General features: G+C 47.5%; 22 protein-coding genes. 10 read left to right on the forward strand and 12 right to left on the reverse strand.

What is annotated here, in order from left to right; translation table 11 throughout:
* Positions 1–2: 2 nt before the first annotated feature.
* The 6 genes from yidD to PQQ36_RS19375 all read right to left on the reverse strand — a co-directional run bounded on the left by yidD (position 3) and on the right by PQQ36_RS19375 (position 3204).
* A complete protein-coding gene (yidD, locus tag PQQ36_RS19350) occupies positions 3–260 on the reverse strand; it encodes a membrane protein insertion efficiency factor YidD (protein ID WP_072599185.1) in 258 nt (85 codons plus the stop codon).
* Positions 227–550, reverse strand: coding sequence for a ribonuclease P protein component (rnpA, locus tag PQQ36_RS19355; RefSeq protein ID WP_013572637.1), 324 nt, complete (start codon positions 548–550; stop codon positions 227–229). Before rnpA ends, yidD begins: the two co-directional genes overlap by 34 nt.
* Before the next feature lie 46 nt (positions 551–596).
* Positions 597–737 carry a 50S ribosomal protein L34 gene (gene rpmH, locus PQQ36_RS19360; protein WP_011079039.1) on the reverse strand — a complete coding sequence of 47 codons (141 nt, stop codon included), beginning with the start codon at positions 735–737 and terminating at the stop codon, positions 597–599.
* A gap of 227 nt (positions 738–964) precedes the next feature.
* Positions 965–1702 carry an amino acid ABC transporter ATP-binding protein gene (locus PQQ36_RS19365; RefSeq protein ID WP_273662251.1) on the reverse strand — a complete coding sequence of 246 codons (738 nt, stop codon included), beginning with the start codon at positions 1700–1702 and terminating at the stop codon, positions 965–967.
* Positions 1699–2370: an amino acid ABC transporter permease gene (locus PQQ36_RS19370; protein WP_013572636.1), complete on the reverse strand. Its 672-nt coding sequence runs from the start codon at positions 2368–2370 to the stop codon at positions 1699–1701. The genes PQQ36_RS19365 and PQQ36_RS19370 overlap by 4 nt, the downstream gene beginning before the upstream one ends.
* Positions 2371–2451: 81 nt before the next feature.
* On the reverse strand, positions 2452–3204 hold the full coding sequence (locus tag PQQ36_RS19375; RefSeq protein WP_011149050.1) for an amino acid ABC transporter substrate-binding protein: 753 nt from the start codon (positions 3202–3204) through the stop codon (positions 2452–2454).
* 312 nt (positions 3205–3516) lie between these two features.
* On the opposite strand from PQQ36_RS19375, the gene dnaA reads away from it, so the two are divergent.
* The 5 genes from dnaA to PQQ36_RS19400 all read left to right on the forward strand — a co-directional run bounded on the left by dnaA (position 3517) and on the right by PQQ36_RS19400 (position 10486).
* Positions 3517–4923: a chromosomal replication initiator protein DnaA gene (gene dnaA, locus PQQ36_RS19380; RefSeq protein ID WP_011079035.1), complete on the forward strand. Its 1407-nt coding sequence runs from the start codon at positions 3517–3519 to the stop codon at positions 4921–4923.
* Positions 4924–4983: 60 nt separating this feature from the next.
* Positions 4984–6084 carry a DNA polymerase III subunit beta gene (gene dnaN, locus PQQ36_RS19385; RefSeq protein ID WP_225470945.1) on the forward strand — a complete coding sequence of 367 codons (1101 nt, stop codon included), beginning with the start codon at positions 4984–4986 and terminating at the stop codon, positions 6082–6084.
* A gap of 9 nt (positions 6085–6093) precedes the next feature.
* A complete protein-coding gene (recF, locus tag PQQ36_RS19390) occupies positions 6094–7173 on the forward strand; it encodes a DNA replication/repair protein RecF (protein ID WP_013572632.1) in 1080 nt (359 codons plus the stop codon).
* Positions 7174–7191: 18 nt separating this feature from the next.
* A complete protein-coding gene (gyrB, locus tag PQQ36_RS19395) occupies positions 7192–9609 on the forward strand; it encodes a DNA topoisomerase (ATP-hydrolyzing) subunit B (RefSeq protein WP_011079032.1) in 2418 nt (805 codons plus the stop codon).
* 442 nt (positions 9610–10051) lie between these two features.
* Entirely contained in the window at positions 10052–10486 is a 435-nt protein-coding gene (locus PQQ36_RS19400) for an Hsp20 family protein (RefSeq protein ID WP_011149056.1), read from the forward strand.
* On the opposite strand, the gene PQQ36_RS19405 is transcribed toward PQQ36_RS19400, so the two are convergent.
* Positions 10467–12710: a bifunctional diguanylate cyclase/phosphodiesterase gene (locus tag PQQ36_RS19405; protein WP_237282470.1), complete on the reverse strand. Its 2244-nt coding sequence runs from the start codon at positions 12708–12710 to the stop codon at positions 10467–10469. The two genes, PQQ36_RS19400 and PQQ36_RS19405, sit on opposite strands and share 20 nt — an antisense overlap.
* Before the next feature lie 37 nt (positions 12711–12747).
* On the reverse strand, positions 12748–14004 hold the full coding sequence (locus tag PQQ36_RS19410; protein WP_101956575.1) for a valine--pyruvate transaminase: 1257 nt from the start codon (positions 14002–14004) through the stop codon (positions 12748–12750).
* Between the two features lie 298 nt (positions 14005–14302).
* Here PQQ36_RS19410 and PQQ36_RS19415 point away from each other — a divergent pair, with 298 nt between their 5' ends.
* Positions 14303–14665 carry a hypothetical protein gene (locus PQQ36_RS19415; protein ID WP_045623553.1) on the forward strand — a complete coding sequence of 121 codons (363 nt, stop codon included), beginning with the start codon at positions 14303–14305 and terminating at the stop codon, positions 14663–14665.
* A gap of 82 nt (positions 14666–14747) precedes the next feature.
* Here PQQ36_RS19415 and glyS read toward each other — a convergent pair whose 3' ends face one another.
* Together glyS and glyQ are read right to left on the reverse strand one after the other, a co-directional pair.
* Positions 14748–16814 (reverse strand): glycine--tRNA ligase subunit beta, encoded by a 2067-nt coding sequence (gene glyS / locus PQQ36_RS19420; protein WP_101956576.1) that lies wholly within the window; start codon positions 16812–16814, stop codon positions 14748–14750.
* Positions 16815–16827: 13 nt separating this feature from the next.
* Complete coding sequence (gene glyQ / locus PQQ36_RS19425; protein WP_011079026.1) at positions 16828–17745, reverse strand: glycine--tRNA ligase subunit alpha; 918 nt, start codon at positions 17743–17745, stop codon at positions 16828–16830.
* Positions 17746–18228: 483 nt separating this feature from the next.
* Here glyQ and PQQ36_RS19430 point away from each other — a divergent pair, with 483 nt between their 5' ends.
* Entirely contained in the window at positions 18229–18783 is a 555-nt protein-coding gene (locus PQQ36_RS19430) for a TMEM165/GDT1 family protein (protein ID WP_013572627.1), read from the forward strand.
* Positions 18784–18942: 159 nt separating this feature from the next.
* Entirely contained in the window at positions 18943–19203 is a 261-nt protein-coding gene (locus tag PQQ36_RS19435; RefSeq protein WP_011079024.1) for a hypothetical protein, read from the forward strand.
* Positions 19204–19243: 40 nt separating this feature from the next.
* Here the strand turns inward: PQQ36_RS19435 and tusA are convergent, their stop codons facing one another.
* Positions 19244–19489 carry a sulfurtransferase TusA gene (gene tusA, locus PQQ36_RS19440; protein ID WP_011079023.1) on the reverse strand — a complete coding sequence of 82 codons (246 nt, stop codon included), beginning with the start codon at positions 19487–19489 and terminating at the stop codon, positions 19244–19246.
* A 131-nt stretch (positions 19490–19620) separates the two neighbouring features.
* Here tusA and PQQ36_RS19445 point away from each other — a divergent pair, with 131 nt between their 5' ends.
* Entirely contained in the window at positions 19621–19806 is a 186-nt protein-coding gene (locus tag PQQ36_RS19445) for a hypothetical protein (RefSeq protein ID WP_011079022.1), read from the forward strand.
* 153 nt (positions 19807–19959) lie between these two features.
* Positions 19960–20901: a LysR family transcriptional regulator gene (locus PQQ36_RS19450; protein ID WP_038963351.1), complete on the forward strand. Its 942-nt coding sequence runs from the start codon at positions 19960–19962 to the stop codon at positions 20899–20901.
* A gap of 72 nt (positions 20902–20973) precedes the next feature.
* On the opposite strand, the gene acuI is transcribed toward PQQ36_RS19450, so the two are convergent.
* On the reverse strand, positions 20974–21954 hold the full coding sequence (gene acuI / locus PQQ36_RS19455; protein ID WP_108654540.1) for an acrylyl-CoA reductase (NADPH): 981 nt from the start codon (positions 21952–21954) through the stop codon (positions 20974–20976).
* Positions 21955–22114 lie beyond the last annotated feature (160 nt).

Consider the following 22114-nt stretch of genomic DNA (forward strand, 5'->3'; position numbering starts at 1 on the left):
CGTTATTTATCTCTGTCTTGTTTTTGGACTGGTGGAACGGGGTCAAAGCCCCCTTCATTCAAAGGGTGGCATTTTAATAGACGTTTGCCTGATAACCAACACCCTTTTACAAAACCGTGAGCTTTCAACGCTTCTATGGCATATGTAGAACAGGTTGGAGTAAAACGACAGCGCGGTCCAAGGAGAGGACTGATAAGACCTTGATAAAGACGGACGAGTCCGATTGTTAACCACGCGAGGGGCGAGACAGGCGATGCCATAGCTTATCAAACAACTTAAACAGTTCCTCATTGCTCAAATCTTGCGCGCTTTTCTTGGCGATCACAACAAAATCTTTATTGGGAAGTTGATGTTGTGTGTTACGAAAGCTTTCACGGGCTAGGCGTTTGAATCGGTTGCGACCAACGGCAGTTTTGATTTGCTTCTTGGGTACAGCCAAGCCTAAACGAGGATGAGAAAGGTTATTATTGCGAGCAATGATAGTGAAATGAGGAGAGCCAGCTCGATGAGCTTGCTGAAAGACGTTTTGATAATGCTCGGGAGTTAACAAACGTAACTCCCGATTGAACGCGTACGTATTCAAAATAAGCTAGCGATTATTTTGACAGGCGCGCACGGCCTTTCGCACGACGTGCATTGATTACTTTACGACCGTTCTTAGTCGCCATGCGTGCACGGAAACCGTGAGTACGCTTGCGCTTTAGAACTGAAGGTTGAAAAGTGCGTTTAGTAGCCATTGTTATTACCTTTACTGATCAGTAGTTTTAGGTTCTAAGTTAACCCGGCGTGGGTCTGTTTTCTTCTCTATATAAAGAAGAGTTCACCGACGCCTCTCAACAAAGAGGCGGAATTGTAATCACAGTCACACAAAGTGTCAATCTTTGTGGTGCATCAACAAATCCGCCGGGCGATTATACGGAGTGTGAGTAAAATCTCAAGGATCTCGCGATCTTTGTCGGGATCTTTACTCCATTCCTACTTGGCGCAGGAATTTTTGTAAGCGAGGATCCTGTGGATTTCCAAAGATATCCTGTGGAGATCCCTGCTCAACAATCTTGCCTTCCGCCATGAAGATCACGCGATCCGCCACTTCTCGGGCAAATTGCATCTCATGGGTGACCACCAGCATCGTTTGGTGTTGGTTGGCTAACTTCTTCATTAATGAGAGGACTTCTCCAACCCATTCTGGATCCAATGCCGAGGTTGGCTCATCAAAAAGCAACAGTTCGGGTTGCAGTGCCATAGCGCGGCCAATACCGACACGTTGTTGCTGGCCACCAGAGAGGGCTGCTGGGTAGCTGTCGCCTTTTTCTCCCAGACCAATGTCATCTAAGATTTGCTGCGCGCGTTTCAGAGCGTCTTCTTTTTTCCAGCCGCGAACGGTGATCAAACCCTCGGCAATATTTTGTCGCGTCGTCATGTGGGCAAATAACGCGTAGTTTTGAAACACGAAACCAGTGCGGCGGCGCAGCGCAAGCACTTCGGCTTTGGTGTGTTGTTGGCTATCGACGCTGATGCCATCAATGGTGATTTTGCCTTGGTCCGCTTGCTCTAGAAAGTTAACACAGCGCAGCAAGGTGGACTTGCCAGTCCCACTTGAACCAATAATGACGATGATTTCACCTTGGTTGATGGTTAGATCAATGCCTTTGAGTACTTCTGTATCGCCAAAGCGTTTGTGGATATTGTCTAATTTGATCATCTCGCATACGCCTTATTCAGTTTGTTCTCGGCCCAAATTTGTACTCGGGTTAGCACCAGTACGACACCCCAATAGATGAGTGCGACGGCCAAAAAGGCTTCAAAGAAGCGGAAGCTCGACGAGGCTTCCATTTGCGCCTTAGCCATGATTTCCGCCACGCCGAGCGTAAAAGCTAACGAGGTGGATTTGATCATGTCGATGAAGTAGTTCATTAATGATGGTAAAGCGACGCGAGTGGCTTGTGGCAAAATAATGCGGCGCATTGCTTGAGTTGTGGTCATGCCTACCGACAAGCTGGCTTCCATCTGGCTACGGTCAATGCCAATAATCGCGGCGCGAATGCTTTCTGCCATGTAGGCAGCAAAATGCAATGTTAAACCGATAACAGCGGCACTGAACGCGTCGAGCCCAACCATGATTGGGAAGATCTGAGGTAAGCCATAGTAAAGCAAGAACAGTTGTACCAGCAGCGGTGTGCCACGGAAAAAACTGATGTAGAGTTGGCTGAGTGGATCGAGGATGGGGAGGCGGAACACACGAATATTGGCCAGTATTACCGCCAAGACCAAAGAGAAAACCAGACCCAGAATCGCCATTTCCATGGTGGTGCCGAGGTATTTGAGCAGAATCGGCAGTAGCTCTAGCATGTAGTTAAAATCAAATCCCATACCAGTTACCCTTAAAGAAAACAAAAGGTGGAATCGCAAATTCCACCTTATAAAAGAAAGCTGTGACGAGCGCTATTCGCTTTATTTGGTGATGTCTGCACCAAACCATTTGATTGAGATTTGCTCAACCGTACCGTCTGCGCGCATCTCAGCAAGGGCTTTGTTGACTTCACCTTGCAGCTTCACGCCACGTTCGTTATTCACAAATGGCCATGCGTTAGCGATGGTTTCAAACGGTTCACCTGCCAATTGTAGTGGCAAACCGGTTTTCTTGATCAGTTCTAGTGCTGACAGGCGATCCATCACGAATGCATCGGCACGTCCTAACGCAACATCATGTTCAATACCGGTATCGTAAGTCTTGATATTGATTTTGCCGTCTTTATCGTAATCGCGTAGCAGTTGCTCAAAGTTTGAGCCTAGGTTGACCGCAACGGTTTTACCTGCAAGGTCTGCAACGCCTTTGATGCTGTCATTGCCCTTGCGTACGGTGATCTGAGCGCCGTCTACCACATAAGGGTCAGCAAAAAGGTATTTGGCTTTGCGCGCATCCGTCATGGTGATTTGGTTGGAAATGGTATCGATGCGACCCGTTTCAAGTAAACCGAACAGACCTGAGAAGTTTGCGGTTACGTATTCGACTTTGTAGCCATTACGCTTACCAATCTCATCCCACATATCCACTTCGAAACCTTGCAGTTGGTCTTGCTTTACAAAGGTGAATGGGAAGTAGCGGCCAGACATGCCCACTTTAACCACTTCTTCGGCAACCGCCTGAAAAGTTGCTGCAGAAAGCGCGATGGCAGCAATACTCGCTTTAATCCAGTTATTCATCTTGTGACTCCTTATCTTTATGGGAGGTGATGTTAATGTGATTTATCTCAATAGAATAAATAACTAGTTGTTATTAACCATAACCAGATGAACAGTCTGTTTTGGGGATAAATCGCCAAGATCCGTGGAAAAGTGGATCGTCTTGTGGGTAATCATTGGGCAAGATGTGTTGATCCGCAAAAATCAAGCGAAATTATTGTGAATAACTTGGATCTTATTCACTGGATCGTTGATCAATCGCTGGCGATCTTGGTTATCAACAGGTAAAATTGCCAATCTTTTCAGATTAATTTCGTACTCAGTGGGGGCACCGTGTCATCTTCGCTTTGGTTGCAGTGTATGCAACGGCTTCAAGAAGAGCTACCAGCTACAGAATTCAGTATGTGGGTTCGCCCGTTACAAGCGGAGCTCAATGACAATACGCTCACTCTGTTCGCGCCAAACCGCTTTGTTTTGGATTGGGTGCGAGACAAATACCTCAATAGCATTAATCGTTTATTGCAAGAATATTGCGGTCATGACATTCCTAACTTGCGTTTTGAAGTCGGCAGCCGTCCTGTGGCTGCACCTAAGCCAGCACCAACTCGCACACCAGCGGATGTGGCGGCCGAATCGTCGGCACCCGCACAATTGCAAGCGCGTAAGCCAGTACACAAAACTTGGGATGATGATGCTCAAGCGATCGCTGACATCAATCACCGCTCAAATGTGAACCCTAAGCATAAGTTCAATAACTTTGTCGAAGGTAAGTCGAACCAATTGGGTTTGGCGGCGGCACGTCAGGTGGCGGATAACCCTGGTGGGGCGTACAACCCACTGTTCTTATACGGCGGCACCGGTTTAGGTAAAACCCACTTGTTGCACGCCGTTGGCAACGCCATTGTTGATAACAAGCCCAACGCCAAAGTGGTTTACATGCACTCTGAGCGTTTTGTGCAAGACATGGTTAAAGCCCTGCAAAATAACGCAATTGAAGAGTTCAAACGTTACTATCGCAGTGTTGATGCTTTGCTTATCGATGACATTCAATTCTTTGCCAACAAAGAGCGTTCGCAGGAAGAGTTCTTCCATACCTTTAACGCGCTATTGGAAGGCAACCAACAGATCATTCTGACTTCGGATCGTTATCCAAAAGAGATCAGCGGGGTAGAAGATCGCCTGAAATCACGCTTTGGTTGGGGTTTGACGGTGGCGATTGAGCCACCAGAACTGGAAACCCGCGTAGCGATCTTGATGAAAAAAGCGGAAGATCACCAAATCCATCTTGCCGATGAAGTGGCGTTCTTTATTGCTAAGCGTCTGCGTTCTAATGTTCGTGAGCTAGAAGGGGCATTAAACCGCGTGATCGCCAATGCCAACTTTACTGGCCGCCCAATTACCATTGATTTTGTGCGTGAAGCACTGCGTGACCTATTGGCACTGCAAGAGAAGCTGGTGACCATCGACAACATTCAAAAGACGGTGGCGGAATACTACAAGATTAAAGTGGCCGATCTACTCTCTAAGCGACGTTCTCGCTCGGTTGCGCGTCCTCGCCAATTAGCCATGGCATTGGCCAAAGAGCTTACCAACCACAGCTTGCCGGAAATCGGCGATGCGTTTGGTGGCCGTGACCACACCACAGTGCTGCATGCGTGTCGTAAGATTGAGCAGCTGCGTGAAGAGAGCCACGATATTAAAGAAGATTACTCTAACTTGATTCGCACCCTGTCGTCTTAATCGGTTAGAATGACACAATTCTAAACACTTTATTGAAGCGGACAGCGTAAAGAGCCAAGCATGAAATTTACTATCGCACGTAGTCATTTTATTAAACCCCTTCAACAGGTTTCCGGTGCACTCGGTGGGCGACCAACGCTACCGATCCTCGGTAATTTGCTGATCAACGTTGAAAATGGTCAATTGTCAATGACCGCCACTGACTTAGAAGTGGAGTTGATCAGTAAAGTGACCTTGGAAGGGGAGTTTGAAGCGGGCAGCATTACGGTTCCTTCGCGCAAGTTTCTCGATATTTGCCGTGGATTACCCGACGATGCGGTGATCACGTTTGTATTGGAAGGTGATCGCGTGCAAGTGCGCTCCGGGCGCAGCCGTTTCTCGTTGGCCACTCTGCCGGCCAATGATTTTCCGAATATTGAAGATTGGCAAAGTGAAGTGGAAGTCTCCCTCACTCAGGGCGAATTGCGCGCGCTGATTGAGAAAACACAATTCTCGATGGCGAACCAAGACGTACGCTACTACCTCAACGGTATGCTGTTTGAGATTGATGGCAGCACACTGCGCAGTGTCGCGACCGATGGTCACCGTATGGCTGTGGCGCAGGCACCATTGAGTGCTGACTTCGCACAAAAGCAGATCATCGTACCGCGTAAAGGTGTGCAAGAGCTGGTTAAACTGCTGGATACACCAGAGCAACCCGTCACGCTGCAAATTGGTAGCTCAAATCTGCGCGCCGAAGTAAACGATTTTGTCTTTACTTCTAAACTGGTGGACGGTCGTTTCCCGGATTACCGTCGCGTGTTGCCACAACACACAACCAAAACACTGGAAGCAAGTTGTGATGAATTACGCCAAGCGTTTTCTCGTGCGGCGATTTTGTCGAATGAAAAATTCCGTGGCGTTCGTGTTAACTTGGCAGGCAGTGAAATGCGCATTACCGCCAACAACCCAGAGCAAGAAGAAGCGGAAGAGATGTTGGACGTGAGCTTCGACGGTGAGGCGATTGAGATTGGTTTCAACGTTAGCTACGTATTGGATGTGCTAAACACCTTGCGTTGTGAACAAGTACGAATCTCAATGTCGGATGCCAACGCCAGTGCGCTGGTTGAAAATGTCGATGATGACAGCGCCATGTACGTGGTTATGCCAATTCGTCTATAAGCTGATTGAATGCCGCTTTCTCGTCTGATTATTCAGCAGTTTCGTAATATCAAAGCCTGCGACATTGCACTGTCGCCAGGCTTTAACTTTCTTATTGGTCCGAATGGCAGTGGCAAAACCAGTGTCTTGGAAGCCATCTATTTGCTCGGTCATGGGCGCTCATTTAAAAGTGCTTTGACCGGACGCGTGATTCAAAATGAGTGTGATCAACTGTTTGTCCATGGTCGTTTTTTGAACTCGGATCAATTTGAGCTACCGATCGGCATTAATAAGCAGCGTGATGGCACAACAGAGGTTAAAATAGGCGGTCAATCTGGGCAAAAGTTGGCGCAGCTTGCACAAGTGTTGCCATTGCAATTGATTCATCCCGAAGGCTTTGATTTGTTAACGGATGGACCCAAGCATCGTCGAGCGTTTATTGATTGGGGCGTGTTTCATACTGAGCCCGCGTTTTATGATGCATGGGGGCGTTTTAAGCGCCTCAACAAACAACGTAATGCGTTGTTGAAGTCGGCAAAGAGCTATCAAGAGCTGAGTTATTGGGATAAGGAAATGGCACGTTTGGCCGAGTTGATTAGCCAATGGCGCGCCGATTACGTTGCCCAAATGCAAAGCAAAGCGGAACAGTTGTGCCAAGAATTTTTGCCAGAATTTCATATCCAATTGAAGTATTATCGTGGCTGGGAAAAAGAAACCCCATACCAACAAATACTGGAAGAGAATTTTGAGCGCGATCAAACGCTAGGCTATACCGTTAGCGGACCAAACAAGGCCGATTTACGGATAAAAGTGAACAACACCCCGGTGGAAGATGTGTTATCGCGTGGCCAATTGAAATTAATGGTGTGTGCGCTCCGCTTGGCACAAGGCCAGCACCTAACGGAAAAAACCGGTAAGCAATGCGTCTATCTCATAGATGACTTTGCCTCTGAATTAGACAGTCAACGTCGCAAGCGTCTTGCTGATTGCTTGAAACAGACGGGGGCTCAAGTTTTTGTAAGTTCGATTACGGAAAACCAGATCAGCGACATGCGCGATGACTCTGGCCGACTGTTTCATGTGGAGCAGGGTGTAATCGAGCAAGGATAAATAATGAGAGAGTAACTCATGTCGAACAATTACGATTCATCGAGTATTAAGGTACTGAAGGGTCTGGATGCGGTACGTAAGCGTCCGGGTATGTACATCGGGGACACAGATGATGGCACCGGTCTGCACCACATGGTTTTTGAGGTGGTGGATAACTCAATTGATGAAGCCTTAGCAGGCCACTGTAAAGATATCGTAGTCACGATTCATGAGGATAACTCAGTTTCTGTTAGCGATGATGGCCGTGGTATCCCGACCGAAATGCACCCAGAAGAGAACGTGTCTGCTGCCGAAGTTATCATGACGGTACTGCACGCTGGTGGTAAGTTTGACGACAACTCTTACAAAGTGTCTGGCGGTCTTCACGGTGTAGGTGTTTCGGTGGTAAACGCACTGTCTGAAAAAGTGCTGTTGACGATTCATCGTGGTGGTCATACCCACAGCCAAACCTATCGTCATGGTGTGCCTGATGCACCGCTTGCTATCATCGGCGATACCGAAAAAACCGGTACCACGGTACGTTTCTGGCCAAGTGCTGAAACCTTCACCAACATCGAATTTCATTATGACATCCTAGCGAAGCGTCTACGTGAGCTCTCTTTCCTGAACTCTGGCGTGTCGATCAAACTGTTTGATGAGCGCGAAGAAGATAAGAAAGATCACTTCATGTATGAAGGTGGTATTCAAGCGTTCGTCACTCACTTGAACCGCAACAAAACCCCCATCCATGAAAAAGTATTCCATTTTAATGCCGAGCGTGAAGACGGTATTGCGGTTGAAGTGGCGATGCAGTGGAACGATGGTTTCCAAGAAAACATCTACTGTTTTACCAACAACATCCCACAGCGTGACGGTGGTACCCACTTAGCGGGTTTCCGCGCGGCATTGACGCGCACACTGAACAGCTACATGGACAAAGAAGGCTACTCGAAGAAAGCGAAAACCGCGACTTCTGGTGACGATGCGCGTGAAGGTTTGACCGCTGTTGTTTCAGTTAAAGTGCCGGATCCAAAATTCTCAAGCCAAACCAAAGACAAACTGGTTTCTAGTGAAGTGAAGTCCGCAGTGGAATCCTTCATGGCAGACAAACTGAACGACTTCTTGGCCGAACACCCAAGCGAAGCGAAAACCGTTTGTTCTAAGATTATCGACGCCGCACGTGCGCGTGAAGCAGCACGTAAAGCGCGTGAAATGACACGCCGTAAAGGGGCGTTAGACCTTGCTGGCCTTCCTGGTAAACTTGCTGACTGTCAGGAAAAAGATCCTGCACTGTCTGAACTTTACATAGTGGAGGGTGATTCGGCAGGCGGCTCCGCAAAACAAGGCCGTAACCGTAAGAACCAAGCAATCCTACCGCTAAAAGGTAAGATTCTAAACGTAGAAAAAGCGCGTTTCGACAAGATGCTCTCTTCTCAAGAAGTTGCAACGCTGATCACCGCACTAGGTTGTGGTATCGGTCGTGACGAGTACAACCCAGACAAACTGCGTTACCACAACATCATCATCATGACCGATGCCGACGTCGATGGTTCGCACATCCGTACGCTACTGTTGACCTTCTTCTACCGTCAAATGCCGGAGCTTATTGAGCGTGGTTACGTGTATATCGCTCAGCCACCACTGTACAAAGTGAAGAAAGGCAAACAAGAGCAGTACATTAAAGATGAAGATGCGATGAACCAGTACCAAATTTCCTTGGCATTGGATAACGCAGCGCTGCACGTGAACCCAGACGCACCAGCATTGGCTGGTGAAGCACTAGAGAAACTGGTTCAACAATACAATGCAGCGATTAAGCTGGTGGATCGCATGAGCCGTCGTTACCCACGTGCACTGATTCATGAACTGATTTATGTTCCGCGTCTCAGCGAAACACAATTTGCCGATCAAGCAGCAATGGCAGCATGGACAGAGCAACTGGTTACTCAGTTGAACGCCAAAGAAGTGGGCGCAAGCCAATACAGTTTTGAAATCGAACACGATGCAGAGCGCGGACTGTTCTCACCGAAGATTGTGGTTCGTACCCACGGTGTGATGCACGAGTACCCACTGAGCGTGGATCTGATCAACTCGAAAGAATACCAGAAGCTGGCAGAGCTGGCGGATGCGCTGGACGGTTTGATCGAAGAAGGTGCGTATATTCAGCGTGGTGAACGTACTCAACCCGTGAACAGCTTTGCAAGTGCGCTTGAGTGGCTGATTAAGGAATCTCGTCGTGGTTTGAGCCTACAACGCTACAAAGGTTTGGGTGAGATGAACCCGGATCAGCTTTGGGAAACCACCATGGATCCAGAAACTCGCCGCATGATGCGTGTGACCATTGAAGATGCCGTTGGTGCTGATGAGCTGTTCACGACCTTGATGGGTGATCAAGTTGAACCACGTCGTAACTTCATCGAAGAAAACGCATTGAAAGTAGCGAACCTAGACGTGTAGTCGATAAGACGCTATCAACATTAATGAAAATGCCACCTCGCAAGAGGTGGCATTTTTACTTAGGGCAGGAAAAACTGCCCTAGACCCTAGACCCTAGACCCTAGACCCTAGACCCTAGACCCTGACAGCACAGACTGAAAAATTCTTTTTCTGATCCCTTGAAACCCCATTTCTAGGCCTTATATCTAATTAGGAAGAGGGATGGCTAGCTTGCTCAACAAGAGAAGAACAGCACCTCTGGCATCGCTAAACCAGATCGCTCAAGAGAGGATACTGAGTTTTAGCACTCAATTTGACCCTAGATTCGACACCATGTCCCCGTCCCCAAAGTTGGGTTGTGGAGTGGACTATCGAATCCCTTAGCTCGGCGTTTTCTTGCATAAACACGCCAACAAGATAGGTTTATCTGGGCTAAGACTATTGCTTAAAAGAGGATAGGATTATGCGTAATGTAGATTTCTCACCACTATACCGTAATGCGATTGGTTTTGACCGTCTGTTCAACCTGATGGAAGCCAGCGCAGCCAAAAACAGTTCTGGCGGTTACCCTCCATACAACATTGAACAAAAAGATGAGCACAACTACCGTATTACGATGGCAGTTGCAGGTTTTGCTGAAGATCAGCTCGATTTGACGCAAAACGAAAACATGTTGATCGTGAAGGGTGAACGCAAAGCCGAAGAAGGCAAAAACTACGTTTATCAAGGCATTGCAGAGCGCGACTTTGAGCGTAAATTCCAGCTAGCGGATTACGTCAAAGTGGTGGGGGCATCGATGGAAAATGGTTTACTGCACATCGATTTGGTGCGTGAAATTCCAGAAGCGATGCAACCACGTAAGATTGCTATAGGTGGCACTAAACTGCTCGAGAATTGATGTCTGTGCTGTTAAATAGCAGCGAGTCGACTGGGGCAGGGCGACCAAACAGGTAGCCTTGCCCAAAATCACATTGAAATTGAGCAAGCAACTCTTCTTGCTCAATCTGTTCAATCCCTTCCGCTATCACCTGCATATCAAGATGATGCGCCAAAGTAATGATGCTTTGCGCGACTTTCTGATCGCCAGTATTGGAATTGATTTGGTCAATAAACGACTTATCAATTTTTAAGTAGTTGGCTGGCACGTCTTTCAAAATCGCCAATGAAGAATAGCCGGTACCAAAATCATCAATCGCTATCTGTATACCCAGTTGTTTAAACTTGAGCAAGATATTGATACAGGCCTGAATATTTTGCATCAAGGTGGTTTCGGTCAGCTCAAACTTCAGTGAATGCGCATCTACACCATACTGCTGGATAATGCCGATAAACCGTTCAAAGAGTTGAGGATCGGACAGTTGGCTGGCGGAAATGTTGATCGACACGATCGGTTTCTCTGGTGCTGCTTGTGCAATAAATTGGCAGGTTTGAGCAAGGACACAATCGCCAATCTCGTTGATCAAGCCGCTTTGCTCTGCAAGCTCAATAAAGCTCGCGGGATACAGTAAACCTTTCGTTGGGTGTTGCCAACGGATAAGAGCTTCATAGCAATGTATCTGGTGCGATCGAATGTCATAGATAGGTTGGTAATGAAGCACAAACTGATTCTGCTCAATGGCGATCTTTAAACTTTCAATGAGTTGGATTTTCTCATCATCTCTGAGCTTCATGAGCCTATCGAAAAAACAATACTGGTTGCGACCTTGGCTCTTGGCTTGATACATCGCAAAATCCACGTGTTGCATCAGTAGCGTGAGGTCTTGGCCATCTTGTGGAATAAGCACGACGCCGACGGAAACGGTTAAGTGATGAGAGTTAGGAAGATGTTCGCTGGGTTGCGATAGTGCGACAATCAGCGCAGAAAGACGCGCTTTGAGGCTGTCGATCTCTTGATATTCAAGGATAACGGCGAACTCATCACCACTGATTCGTGTGATCGATTGCGCATCGGAAACGTGGTGGCATAGGCGTTGGGCCACGACTTTTAGCACTTGATCTCCTACATAGTGGCCCAGTTGGTCATTGATCTGTTTGAAATTATCGATATCGAGATACAACAGGGCGTGGCAATGCGCCAATGCGTCTGGTTTTTGTAGAATCTGGTTAAGCACATCTGTGAATTTTCGCCGATTGTCCAATCCAGTAAGCATGTCAGTATTGGCCAGCTTTTTGAGCTGAAATGTCTTTTGCTCGACGGCGTGTTGCAGCTTCTTCGGGAGTGTGACGTAGTAAAAAAAGCAAAAACTGGCGAAGCCACTGACTATTAAAGCAATGGCCAATTGAACTAACGCAGAGCCAAACAGTTGCTGGCTTTGTGGTAGACCAACGATGAGCGTCCATTGGTTGTTGGGCACGTCAATGGTGACCTGGCTGCTGATCCAGTCTTGAGATATCGACTCACCATAAAAGACATCAACTTGGTTGGTGTCGGGGTGGATGCGCGAGAGTTGAAAACGAAGGTTGTCTTTCTGTAACTCTTGAAGGTCGCTGCTGGCAATTAAGTTTTCTAACAAAATCAGCGCGGAGACAAATCCCCAAAACTCGCTTTTATCTTGCAGTTTAAGAAACACGGGTCGGCGAGCAACCATGCCTACGCCCCCTTGTTTTAGGGTAAAGGGGCCAGCGAGGGTGAGCTTGCCTGACTCCACGGCACTCAGCGCCTCTTTCTTTCGTGCATCGTCTTTGAGTAAGTTGTGGCCAATGGCTTTTTCGTTGCCAGCGAGAGGATAAATGGACTGAATGATGCCATTCGGTGCCAATTGAACATTGGTGATCACTTTACTTAAGGAAAGGACCTCTTGAGCGTACTCTTCAAAATTCTCCATGTTACCGTTGTTTTGAATCACTTCGACGGCAAGAATTTGCGTGGAGGCGATCAACGCGGTGTGCAGTTCCTTCTCTAAGTTTTTTCCTTGAGTCATCGCGACTTGGCTCACCAATAGCTCTTTTTCGCGCAAATTGGCGTCGGTCACTAAATGGATAATCCACAAAGTGATTGAGAGTATCGATGCAAATAAGAGCAACGTCGCAATGAGGGGATGCTTTATATTGAGAAAGGTATTCATCCATGCACACCAAACGAAATAGAGCAAAAAGGTAAAACCGATCTGCTCATTGAACATGAGCAAACCCGTTTTCATTATTTTAAGGTATTAAAAATTAGGACACTCTTTCAGAATAGGCACGATTGACCTCTTCAGCAATGATCGCAATGCCTTTCTGCATGAGCTCATCATCCTGCACATAGTTCATGCGCAAACACTGATGGACATGCTCCCAATTATCTTCTTGGCCAATAAAGAAGTATTCCCCTGGCACGATCAACACGCCTCGAGCCTTTAAGCGTTGGTACAGTTCCATGGTGGTGATAGGAAGCTCATCAAACCACAACCATAAGAAAATCGCGCCTTCCGGTTTATGGATACGAAAGCGATCATCGGGCATGGCGGCTTGGAGCAGTTCAACCGCGCGTTGCGATTTTTGTTGGTAGAACGGTTTAATCACCTCTGAACTGAGGTGCAGTAGATCTTTCTTCTCTATCATGTAGTGACCGAGAGCGGGGCCAACGCTGCCAGGAGCTAGGCTAATAATGCCGTTCATATTGGTCAGGGCTTGGGTTACGGCTTCATTCGCAATCACGATGCCACAGCGAACCCCAGGGAGCCCCAGTTTGGACAAACTCATGCACAGAATGGTGTTTTCATTCCAAAATGGTTCGACGTCTTCAAAGATAATGTTTGGGAAAGGTAAACCGTAGGCGTTATCAATGATGAGGGGAATATGGTTGTCTCTGGCCAACTGATCCAGCTTGCGAATTTCTTCATCTGTCAGTACGTTACCGGTTGGATTGGTTGGGCGGGAGGCACAAATCGCAGCGACAGATTCATCCACTTTGAGTTGTTCGAAATCCACGTGGTATTTGAACAAGCCATTTTCGAGAAGCTCAATCTCAGGACGATAAGAGACAAAAATATCTTCATCAATCCCCGCATCGGCATAGCCGATGTATTCTGGCGCCAGCGGTAGCAAGATTTTTTTATGTGAGCCGTCTGGCTGTTGACCAGCAAAAAGATTAAACAGGTAGAAAAAGCCGCTTTGGCTGCCATTGGTCAAACTGATGTTCTTTTCACTGATATTCCAACCATAGGTGTCCTTGAGTAAGCGTGCCAGTGCTTTAACAAAGACATCTTTACCTTGAGGACCATCGTAGTTTGCCAGTGCTGCAAGCAATTCGCCGTTAGAGAGCATGTTTTCGCTGGCTTGGTGAAAGTATTCGAGCATGGCAGGAATGGCGGCAGGATTACCTCCACCGAGCATGATGGCACCTGGTGTGCGCAGGCCATCATTCAAATCGTCCATTAATTGGGTTATTCCAGAATACTGATTAAACTTTTCGCCAAATTTTGAAAACTGCATTTGTTGTTATACCTAATTCATTGTGATTGCTTTCGTGTGCCTAAATGGCCAGTACGTTGCTGGCTGATAGAGTAATAGTTGAACATACCTGAATGTAACAGAGGGTAAAAGCGTGAAATTGCTCGTAAGCTGAAACTTTTTCCCACGAAATCCCTCTCGGTAAAGAAGAAAAATTCAGCAAATGTAAGAGCGGATGATCCATATAACATTTTGATAAATTAGAACGCCATATGGCTTTGTTATTATGCTTGTCGTGAATGTATTATGCGTGCGCATTACATAACTAAATGGAATTACAATGAAAATGAGAAAGTGCTTATTATTGACCATGTTGGCAGGCTTAACCGCGTGTAACACAATGAACTATCAAGCCAGTGCACCAACAGCAGCCCCTGAGCTGGTGGCAGTATTACAAGATGAACTAAAAGAGATCCAAGATTTAAAAGTCACCGATGAAGGCTATATTGATTACTACGTTTGGGTGCCAGAAGGTTATCAATGGGATACCCACGCAATTAAGAAAGGCGGGTACGAGTGGGCATGTGAAGATATGATCAACGCTTTGCGCCAAGGCTTTGTCGTTCGCATGGGATTCAAAGGAAAAGGTGGTCGTGAAGAGCATTATGACTTTGCTCGCTGCGAACTAGAGGCCACCAACTAAGCCGTTTGGATGCCGAGAAACAAAAAAGGGAAGCCGATGCTTCCCTTTTGCTTATCTCTTAATCACTTCGAAGCGTAATTCATTACTTTTGAAGCAAAGAAATGTCTGCGATCTGTAGGAACAGGTTACGTAGGTTGTTCAGGAGTGTTAGACGGTTGGTCTTCAGTGCTTCATCATCAGCCATAACCATTACGTTATCGAAGAACGCATCCACAGGCTCACGTAGGTCAGCGAGTTTGCTTAGCGCTTCTTGATAGTTACCAGTGGCAAATGCTGGCTCAAGCGCTTCTGTCATCACTTCCACGTTTTCAGCCAGTACTTTCTCTGCGTCTTCTTGCAGTAGCGCAAGGTCGATTTCTGCTGCTAGCTCGCCATCGAATTTCGCTAGGATGTTACCTACACGTTTGTTCGCTGCCGCCAGTGCTTCTGCCGCTTCCAGTTCACGGAAGTGAGAAACCGCTTTAACACGTTGGTCAAAGTCAGCAGGTTTCGTTGGACGACGTGCCAATACCGCTTGAATGATGTCAACGCTGAAACCTTCATCTTGGTACCATGCACGGAAACGACCCAGCATAAACTCAATCACTTCTTGCTCAACGTTGTCGTTAGTTAAACGCTCGCCAAACAGTGACTTCGCTTTCGCCACTAGGTCTACTAGGTCTAGGTTGTAACCGTATTCAACGATGATACGCAGTACACCGAGAGATGCGCGGCGCAGTGCAAATGGGTCAGAACCTTTTGGCGCTTGACCGATACCGAAGATACCCACGATGGTGTCGAGCTTGTCTGCCATCGCAACTGCTGCTGACACACCATTTGATGGTAGATCATCACCAGCGAAACGAGGCATGTATTGCTCGTTGAGTGCCACTGCTACTTCTTCCGCTTCACCGTCATGGCGAGCGTAGTGCATGCCCATCACACCTTGAGTATCGGTAAATTCGAATACCATCGAGGTCATGAGGTCACATTTTGCTAGAAGACCAGCGCGCTTTGATTTCTCAACGTCGGCACCGATTTGCTCAGCAATGTAGCCAGCCAGTTCCGTGATGCGATCGGTTTTGTCTTTGATGGTGCCAAGTTGCTGTTGGAAAATCGCGTTTTCTAGCATTGGCAGACGATCGACTAGCTTGCTCTTACGGTCCGTGTTGAAGAAGAATTCCGCATCCGCAAGACGTGGACGAACTACTTTCTCGTTACCTTCAATCACATAACGAGGCTCTTTCGATTCGATGTTAGACACGAAGATGAAGTTAGGCAGTAGCTGCTTGTCTTCGGTGTAGACAGGGAAGTACTTTTGGTCACCTTTCATGGTGTAAACCAATGCTTCAGCTGGGACTTTTAGGAACTCTTCTTCGAACTTAGCGGTCAGTACCACTGGCCATTCAACCAGAGAGGTGACTTCTTCGACTAGGTCATCTTCTAGATCAGCGATACCGCCGATTGCCGCTGCTGCTTTTTGTGCGTCAGCAAGAATGATGGCTTTACGCGCTTCGTAATCTGCCATCACTTTACCGCGCTCTTCTAGAATCGCCGGGTATTGCTCAGCAGAGTCGATAGTGAACTCACGCTCACCCATAAAGCGGTGACCACGAATCACGCGATCAGAGGCCACGCCTAGGATTTCACCTTGAATAAGGTCAGAACCCATGAGCATAGTCAGCGTTTTTACTGGACGGATAAACTGAGTGGTTTTGTTACCCCAACGCATAGGTTTTGCGATAGGTAGACCTGCTAGCGCTTTTGCTGCCAGCTCAACCACGATATCAGCCGTTGGTTGGCCTTTGACTTCTTGTTTGAACAGCAGCCATTCACCTTTGTCGGTGATCATGCGCTCTGCTTGATCAACTGTGATACCACAACCACGTGCCCAACCTTGAGCGGCTTTGGTTGCATTACCGTCTGCATCAAAAGCGGCAGAAACGGCAGGACCACGCTTTTCAACGATTTTGTCTGCTTGGTGTTCGGCTAATGCGGTGACTTTCAGTGCAAGGCGACGAGGCGCTGCGTACCATTTCACACCTTCGTGCGTTAGTTCAGCACCTTTTAGCTCTGCTTCAAAGTTTGCTGCAAATGCTTCAGCCAGAGTACGAAGTTGCGTTGGTGGCAGTTCTTCAGTACCTAGCTCGATTAAAAATTCTTTTGCCATGTTACTCTACCTCTTACGCTTGTTCTTTCTTACACATTGGGAAGCCAAGTGCTTCGCGTGATGCGTAGTATGCTTCTGCCACTGATTTAGTCAGGTTACGGATGCGCAGGATGTAGCGTTGACGTTCAGTTACTGAGATCGCTTTGCGAGCATCGAGTAGGTTGAACGCGTGAGCCGCTTTTAGAATGCGCTCGTAGGCAGGTAGAGGGAGTGGTTTTTCTAGCTCAAGCAGTTGTTGACACTCTTTCTCACATTGTTCGAAGAAGCTGAACAGGAAATCCACATCAGCGTGCTCGAAGTTGTAAGTTGATTGTTCTACTTCGTTTTGGTGGAAGATATCACCGTAAGTCACTTTGCTGCCATCAGGTGCGATGTTCCAAGTCAGATCGTAAACCGAGTCAACTTCTTGGATGTACATCGCAAGACGTTCGATACCGTAAGTGATCTCACCAGTAACCGGTTTACACTCAAGGCCGCCGACTTGTTGGAAGTAAGTAAACTGAGTCACTTCCATACCGTTTAGCCAAACTTCCCAGCCTAAACCCCAAGCGCCTAGCGTTGGGTTTTCCCAGTTGTCTTCCACGAAGCGAATGTCGTGAACCAGTGGGTCAATACCAAGAACTTCTAGAGAGCCTAGGTACAACTCTTGAATATTGTCTGGCGACGGTTTTAGCGCAACTTGGAATTGGTAGTAGTGCTGTAGACGGTTAGGGTTTTCACCGTAACGGCCATCGGTCGGACGACGAGAAGGTTGTACGTAAGCTGTCGACATTGGCTCTGGGCCAAGCGCTCGTAGACAAGTCATTGGGTGAGAGGTACCCGCACCCACTTCCATATCCAGCGGTTGAACAATGGTACAACCATTTTGAGCCCAATAATCCTGCAGCGCGAGGATCATTCCCTGGAAGGTTTTGATATCGTATTTTTGCATAAGTCAGGTTCGCGCGATTCTCTTATTACGGATTCATTCATCGAATTTGTTGGGTTTTCTGCTGCCAACAGGGGTGAATGAAGGTAATGACGGTTGAATAAAATAACGATCAAGTATACCCAGATATTCAGCATGGGAGTAGAGCTAATCTTGATTAATTCGTGGGCAATTTTCTCGTTTAATGGATTTTTACCGCGTTATCGGCTGAATTTTTCCTAAAAGGGAGTTTTTGACGGATTTCACACTTGAGATGTTGCCGTAAGCTGGCTAGAATTGCGCCTGTCTTTGGGGAGTAGCTTACTGGATGAAAAGTCATTTTCATCGAGTTCGTCCGTCAACATAATTGGTGCCAAATCACCATGGCGTTCGAGACTTGAAGCCTTTCAAGTTTAGCAAGACCTTAGACAAACATCACGAACCGGGGGGGGGGGGCGTGGGGTTTGTCTATGGTTACTATAATTATCCCGCCCCAATGAGCATGTCGTGAGCGTTTTAGCTATTTCAATTACTACTGTCGCCTTAGCCGAAATTGGCGATAAAACCCAATTGTTGTCTCTGCTGTTAGCCAGCCGTTACCGCAAACCAATCCCAATCATTGCTGCGATCTTTTTCGCGACGATTGCCAACCATGCCTTGGCTGCTTGGCTGGGTGTCGTTGTTGCCGATTATCTTTCTCCCGACGTGTTGAAGTGGGTGGTGGTGGCCAGTTTCTTAGCCATGGCGGGATGGGTGTTGATTCCCGATAAGTTGGATGACGAAGAAGAGATCTCAAACCGAGGTCCTTTTGTGGCCAGTTTCATCGCTTTCTTTATTGCTGAAGTGGGGGATAAAACCCAAATCGCGACGTCCATTCTAGGCGCGCAGTATGCCGATGCTCTGACTTGGGTTGTGTTAGGAACCACCATTGGTATGTTGCTGGCCAATGTCCCTGTGGTGCTGATTGGTAAACTGTCTGCGGATAAACTGCCACTGGCGTTAATCCGCAAAGTCACAGCAGCTCTGTTTGTTGCATTAGCGGCCGGTGCTGCTTTATTTTAAAGCGCGATGCCTAGCCAGAAAATAGAGATAAATATCAGGTAAATAACAGCCAATTATCTGATTGTTAGAGTCATCTTGCTGTAGCGTGACTTCGGACATATCCGTGTCATGATTGTCATGCTACTTTATTCTTGTGAATGATAGCGAGAGGGCAAGTTTATGCTGACACGTTACATGGGGATGACCCCAAAAAGTCAAAGTTATTTATTCACTTTTGGTTTGGCACTTTGTTTGTTGGCAATGGTTTTAACAGATATGTGGCTACCAATTGTGGCGGGATCCTTTATTTTGACAGGATTGACTGTTGAAGCGTGGATTCGAGTCGCACACATCATTCCAATGCATGAAGAGATGCGATCGATGAAAAAGCAGTTGAATAAACTGCAATCGGAAATTCGCACTATCGAATACGACCAATAAAGAAACGGCAGCCGTGTGGCTGCCGTTTTTTTATCTCGCGTTATAAGCCTTTTTTAATCAGATACTGATAGGGTAGCTCGTCGGTTTGTGCCGCAATGAGTTGGTGATCCATAAAGCGACAAAAGCTTGGAATGTCTCTGGTGGTGGATGGATCATCCGCTTTTACCAGTAAAACCTCACCGTCTTGCATGGTTCGAATTGTCTTCCTGACCATCATTACTGGCTCTGGGCAGCGTAGTCCTTCCGCCTCTAAGGTCTTGGTCGCCAGTTCAGGATTAAAGCTCATAATGTGATTCTCTTAACTTACTTAGCGGTGAATTCTACTTTCGTAGAAAAAATATTCAATAACCACTTGGCAAAGCGATCATTTTGTTTTAACTTTAGTTAACAATTTGGTAACAACTGGCAGAGGGAGCGATGCTAACAGCATTAGATAGATTGACCATTTATTCGGTTTTGTGCTTCATCTCGTTTTGTGCACTCGTGTTCAGAACGCCAGCAGAAACCTCATTGATGCCTATTTTAGGTATGAGCGCAACCATCATCGGGATTTGGATTGAGATGCATCGATGGTCCGGTGCATCTGAAGAACAAGAGAATTAGCGCTTTTGTTAACAAACCTACGCTCACCAATTTAACGACACTTCATTCCGACACTATCCCCATTTTTCTTGGGCTTCCCCGCTGAAAGGCGGGATTTTTTTTGCCTGAAGAGTACAATTGCCACAGGCATTGAGCGTGGATAGGAGCTTCAACGTGGAGTTGGAAGAGATTTACCGTCGAGATCTGAATTTGCTGGTGGCGCTGCGAGTGTTAATTGAAGAAAGTAGCGTCAGCAAAGCCGCAGTGCGTTTGAATCTCAGTCAATCTGCGATGAGTCGAGTGTTGGGGCGTCTGCGCGATTTACTTGGCGATCCGCTGTTTACGCGTGAAGGGCAACATTTATTACCGACTGAAAAAGCCTTGGAGATCGATCGGGCTCTCGGCGAGCCACTGGAATCGTTGCGTCAATTGCTTTCTCCATCTGAGTTTGATCCTCATCTCTGTACTCAAACGTTTACCATCGCCACCACTGATTACGCGATGCAGACGATCTTGCCATTTGCTCTGCCGAGGATCTATCAAGAAGCGCCCAATGTGTCGTTTCATTTTCTTCCTTTGCAACACGATCGCTTGGCGGATCAGTTGACGTATGAAGGGGCTGATCTGGCGATTTGCCGTCCCACAGGTCCGGTTGAACCGCTGCGTAGCGAAGTCTTGGGCCGAGTGGGGGTGCTGTGTTTGCTTTCCAAACAGCATCCGCTCGCGGGAAAAGAGATGAGCCTGGCAGATTATCTGTATTACCCCCATGCCATGATTGCCATCAGTGATGGTGTGAAAGCGCTAATCGAGCAAGCGTTAGTCGACCAGCCGCAACGTAAGATGGTGCTGCGTGCCTATCATCTTGAAGCGGCACTGGCGATAGTGGACACCATGCCATTGATCATTACCGTCCCCGCCGATTTGGCCTATTTGGTTGCCGAGCGCTACGATTTGGTGGTGAAAGCGTTGCCGTTTCAGTTTACCCCCTTTGATTACTCGATGATTTGGCATCCGCGATGTGAACATTCTCCGGCTCAAGAATGGTTGCGCTCCGTCGTGCGTGAAGAGTGCAGCCGGCTGATTGCCAAACGTATTGAAGATATGGGGCTCGATTAATGCGAGCTGGAGAAAGAACAGCAAAAAGCCGAGTGTGACTCGGCTTTTTTTCGCTACTTTTACGGTGAGAGCTTACAGCTTGATGACCACGCGACCGGTCACTTGGCCATTGGTGATGTCTTCCGCGTATTTTGCCGCTTCGCTGAGTTCAACTTCGGTACACGCTTGTTCGAAGTAGCTTTCTGGCAGTAGCGCTACCAGTTTTTCCCACGCTGCGATGCGTTTTTCCGTTGGGCACATTACTGAGTCGATACCTTGTAGGCGAACGTTACGTAGAATGAATGGCATGACGGTGGTTGGCAGATCAAAGCCGCCCGCGAGGCCACATGCAGCGACCGCACTGTTGTAGTCCATTTGCGCCAGCACTTTTGCCAGTACTTTGCTGCCAACGGTGTCGACTGCGCCAGCCCAAATTTGTTTTTCTAGTGGGCGAGCGGGCTCTTCAAATTCAACCCGATCGATAATGCGGCTGGCGCCAAGTTGCTTGAGTAGTGGGCCGTTTTGTTCAACACGACCAGTCACCGCTGCCACTTGGTAACCGAGTTGAGCCAAGAGTGTCACGGCCACAGAGCCGACACCGCCACTTGCGCCGGTGACAAGGATTTCTCCCGCTTCTGGTTTGATGTCAGCATCGAGCAGTGCTTGAACACACAGCATGGCGGTGAAACCCGCAGTCCCAACCATCATTGCTTTTTTGCTGTCGATTCCTGTTGGTAGCGGCACTAACCAATCAGCGTTAAGACGCGCACGCTGCGCCATTCCGCCCCAATGATTTTCCCCAACACCCCAGCCCGTGAGCACAACCTGATCCCCTGCTTGGTAGCGCCCGTCTTGTGATTCGATGACAGTACCTGCTAAGTCGATACCTGGAATCATCGGAAAGTTGCGGATGATTTTGCCTTTCCCCGTGATCGCTAAGCCATCTTTGAAGTTGAGAGATGAATAGTCAACGGCCACCAGCACGTTGCCTTCGGGTAGCTGAGACTCATCCATTTGTTCAATAGTGGCGATGGTGCGTTTTTCTTCCTGATTAAGAACTAAAGCGTGAAACATGAGATTTCTCCAGCGATTGCAGATAGGTCAAACGGGATAAGTGTAGGTGCAAGTGAACTATGAATAAAATGAAACTTTAGCATTATAGCAATGCGTTCTGTGCATAAACTAAGAGCGGCTCAAGCCGCTCTTAGTGAGTGAAGGCGTTTAACCGACAAGG

This window comes from Vibrio sp. CCUG 15886 (genome assembly GCF_028570825.1).
Classification (GTDB): Bacteria; Pseudomonadota; Gammaproteobacteria; order Enterobacterales; family Vibrionaceae; genus Vibrio; species Vibrio vulnificus_B.

Bases quoted from the DNA above. Each gene is read 5' to 3' on its own strand.
- yidD (WP_072599185.1), bottom strand. From the start codon at position 260: ATGGCATCGCCTGTCTCGCCCCTCGCGTGGTTAACAATCGGACTCGTC.
- rpmH (WP_011079039.1), bottom strand. From the start codon at position 737: ATGGCTACTAAACGCACTTTTCAACCTTCAGTTCTAAAGCGCAAGCGT.
- PQQ36_RS19365 (WP_273662251.1), bottom strand. From the start codon at position 1,702: ATGATCAAATTAGACAATATCCACAAACGCTTTGGCGATACAGAAGTA.
- PQQ36_RS19370 (WP_013572636.1), bottom strand. From the start codon at position 2,370: ATGGGATTTGATTTTAACTACATGCTAGAGCTACTGCCGATTCTGCTC.
- PQQ36_RS19375 (WP_011149050.1), bottom strand. From the start codon at position 3,204: ATGAATAACTGGATTAAAGCGAGTATTGCTGCCATCGCGCTTTCTGCA.
- dnaN (WP_225470945.1), top strand. From the start codon at position 4,984: ATGAAATTTACTATCGCACGTAGTCATTTTATTAAACCCCTTCAACAG.
- recF (WP_013572632.1), top strand. From the start codon at position 6,094: ATGCCGCTTTCTCGTCTGATTATTCAGCAGTTTCGTAATATCAAAGCC.
- gyrB (WP_011079032.1), top strand. From the start codon at position 7,192: ATGTCGAACAATTACGATTCATCGAGTATTAAGGTACTGAAGGGTCTG.
- PQQ36_RS19400 (WP_011149056.1), top strand. From the start codon at position 10,052: ATGCGTAATGTAGATTTCTCACCACTATACCGTAATGCGATTGGTTTT.
- PQQ36_RS19405 (WP_237282470.1), bottom strand. From the start codon at position 12,710: ATGTTCAATGAGCAGATCGGTTTTACCTTTTTGCTCTATTTCGTTTGG.
- PQQ36_RS19410 (WP_101956575.1), bottom strand. From the start codon at position 14,004: ATGCAGTTTTCAAAATTTGGCGAAAAGTTTAATCAGTATTCTGGAATA.
- PQQ36_RS19415 (WP_045623553.1), top strand. From the start codon at position 14,303: ATGAAAATGAGAAAGTGCTTATTATTGACCATGTTGGCAGGCTTAACC.
- glyS (WP_101956576.1), bottom strand. From the start codon at position 16,814: ATGGCAAAAGAATTTTTAATCGAGCTAGGTACTGAAGAACTGCCACCA.
- glyQ (WP_011079026.1), bottom strand. From the start codon at position 17,745: ATGCAAAAATACGATATCAAAACCTTCCAGGGAATGATCCTCGCGCTG.
- PQQ36_RS19435 (WP_011079024.1), top strand. From the start codon at position 18,943: ATGCTGACACGTTACATGGGGATGACCCCAAAAAGTCAAAGTTATTTA.
- tusA (WP_011079023.1), bottom strand. From the start codon at position 19,489: ATGAGCTTTAATCCTGAACTGGCGACCAAGACCTTAGAGGCGGAAGGA.
- PQQ36_RS19445 (WP_011079022.1), top strand. From the start codon at position 19,621: ATGCTAACAGCATTAGATAGATTGACCATTTATTCGGTTTTGTGCTTC.
- acuI (WP_108654540.1), bottom strand. From the start codon at position 21,954: ATGTTTCACGCTTTAGTTCTTAATCAGGAAGAAAAACGCACCATCGCC.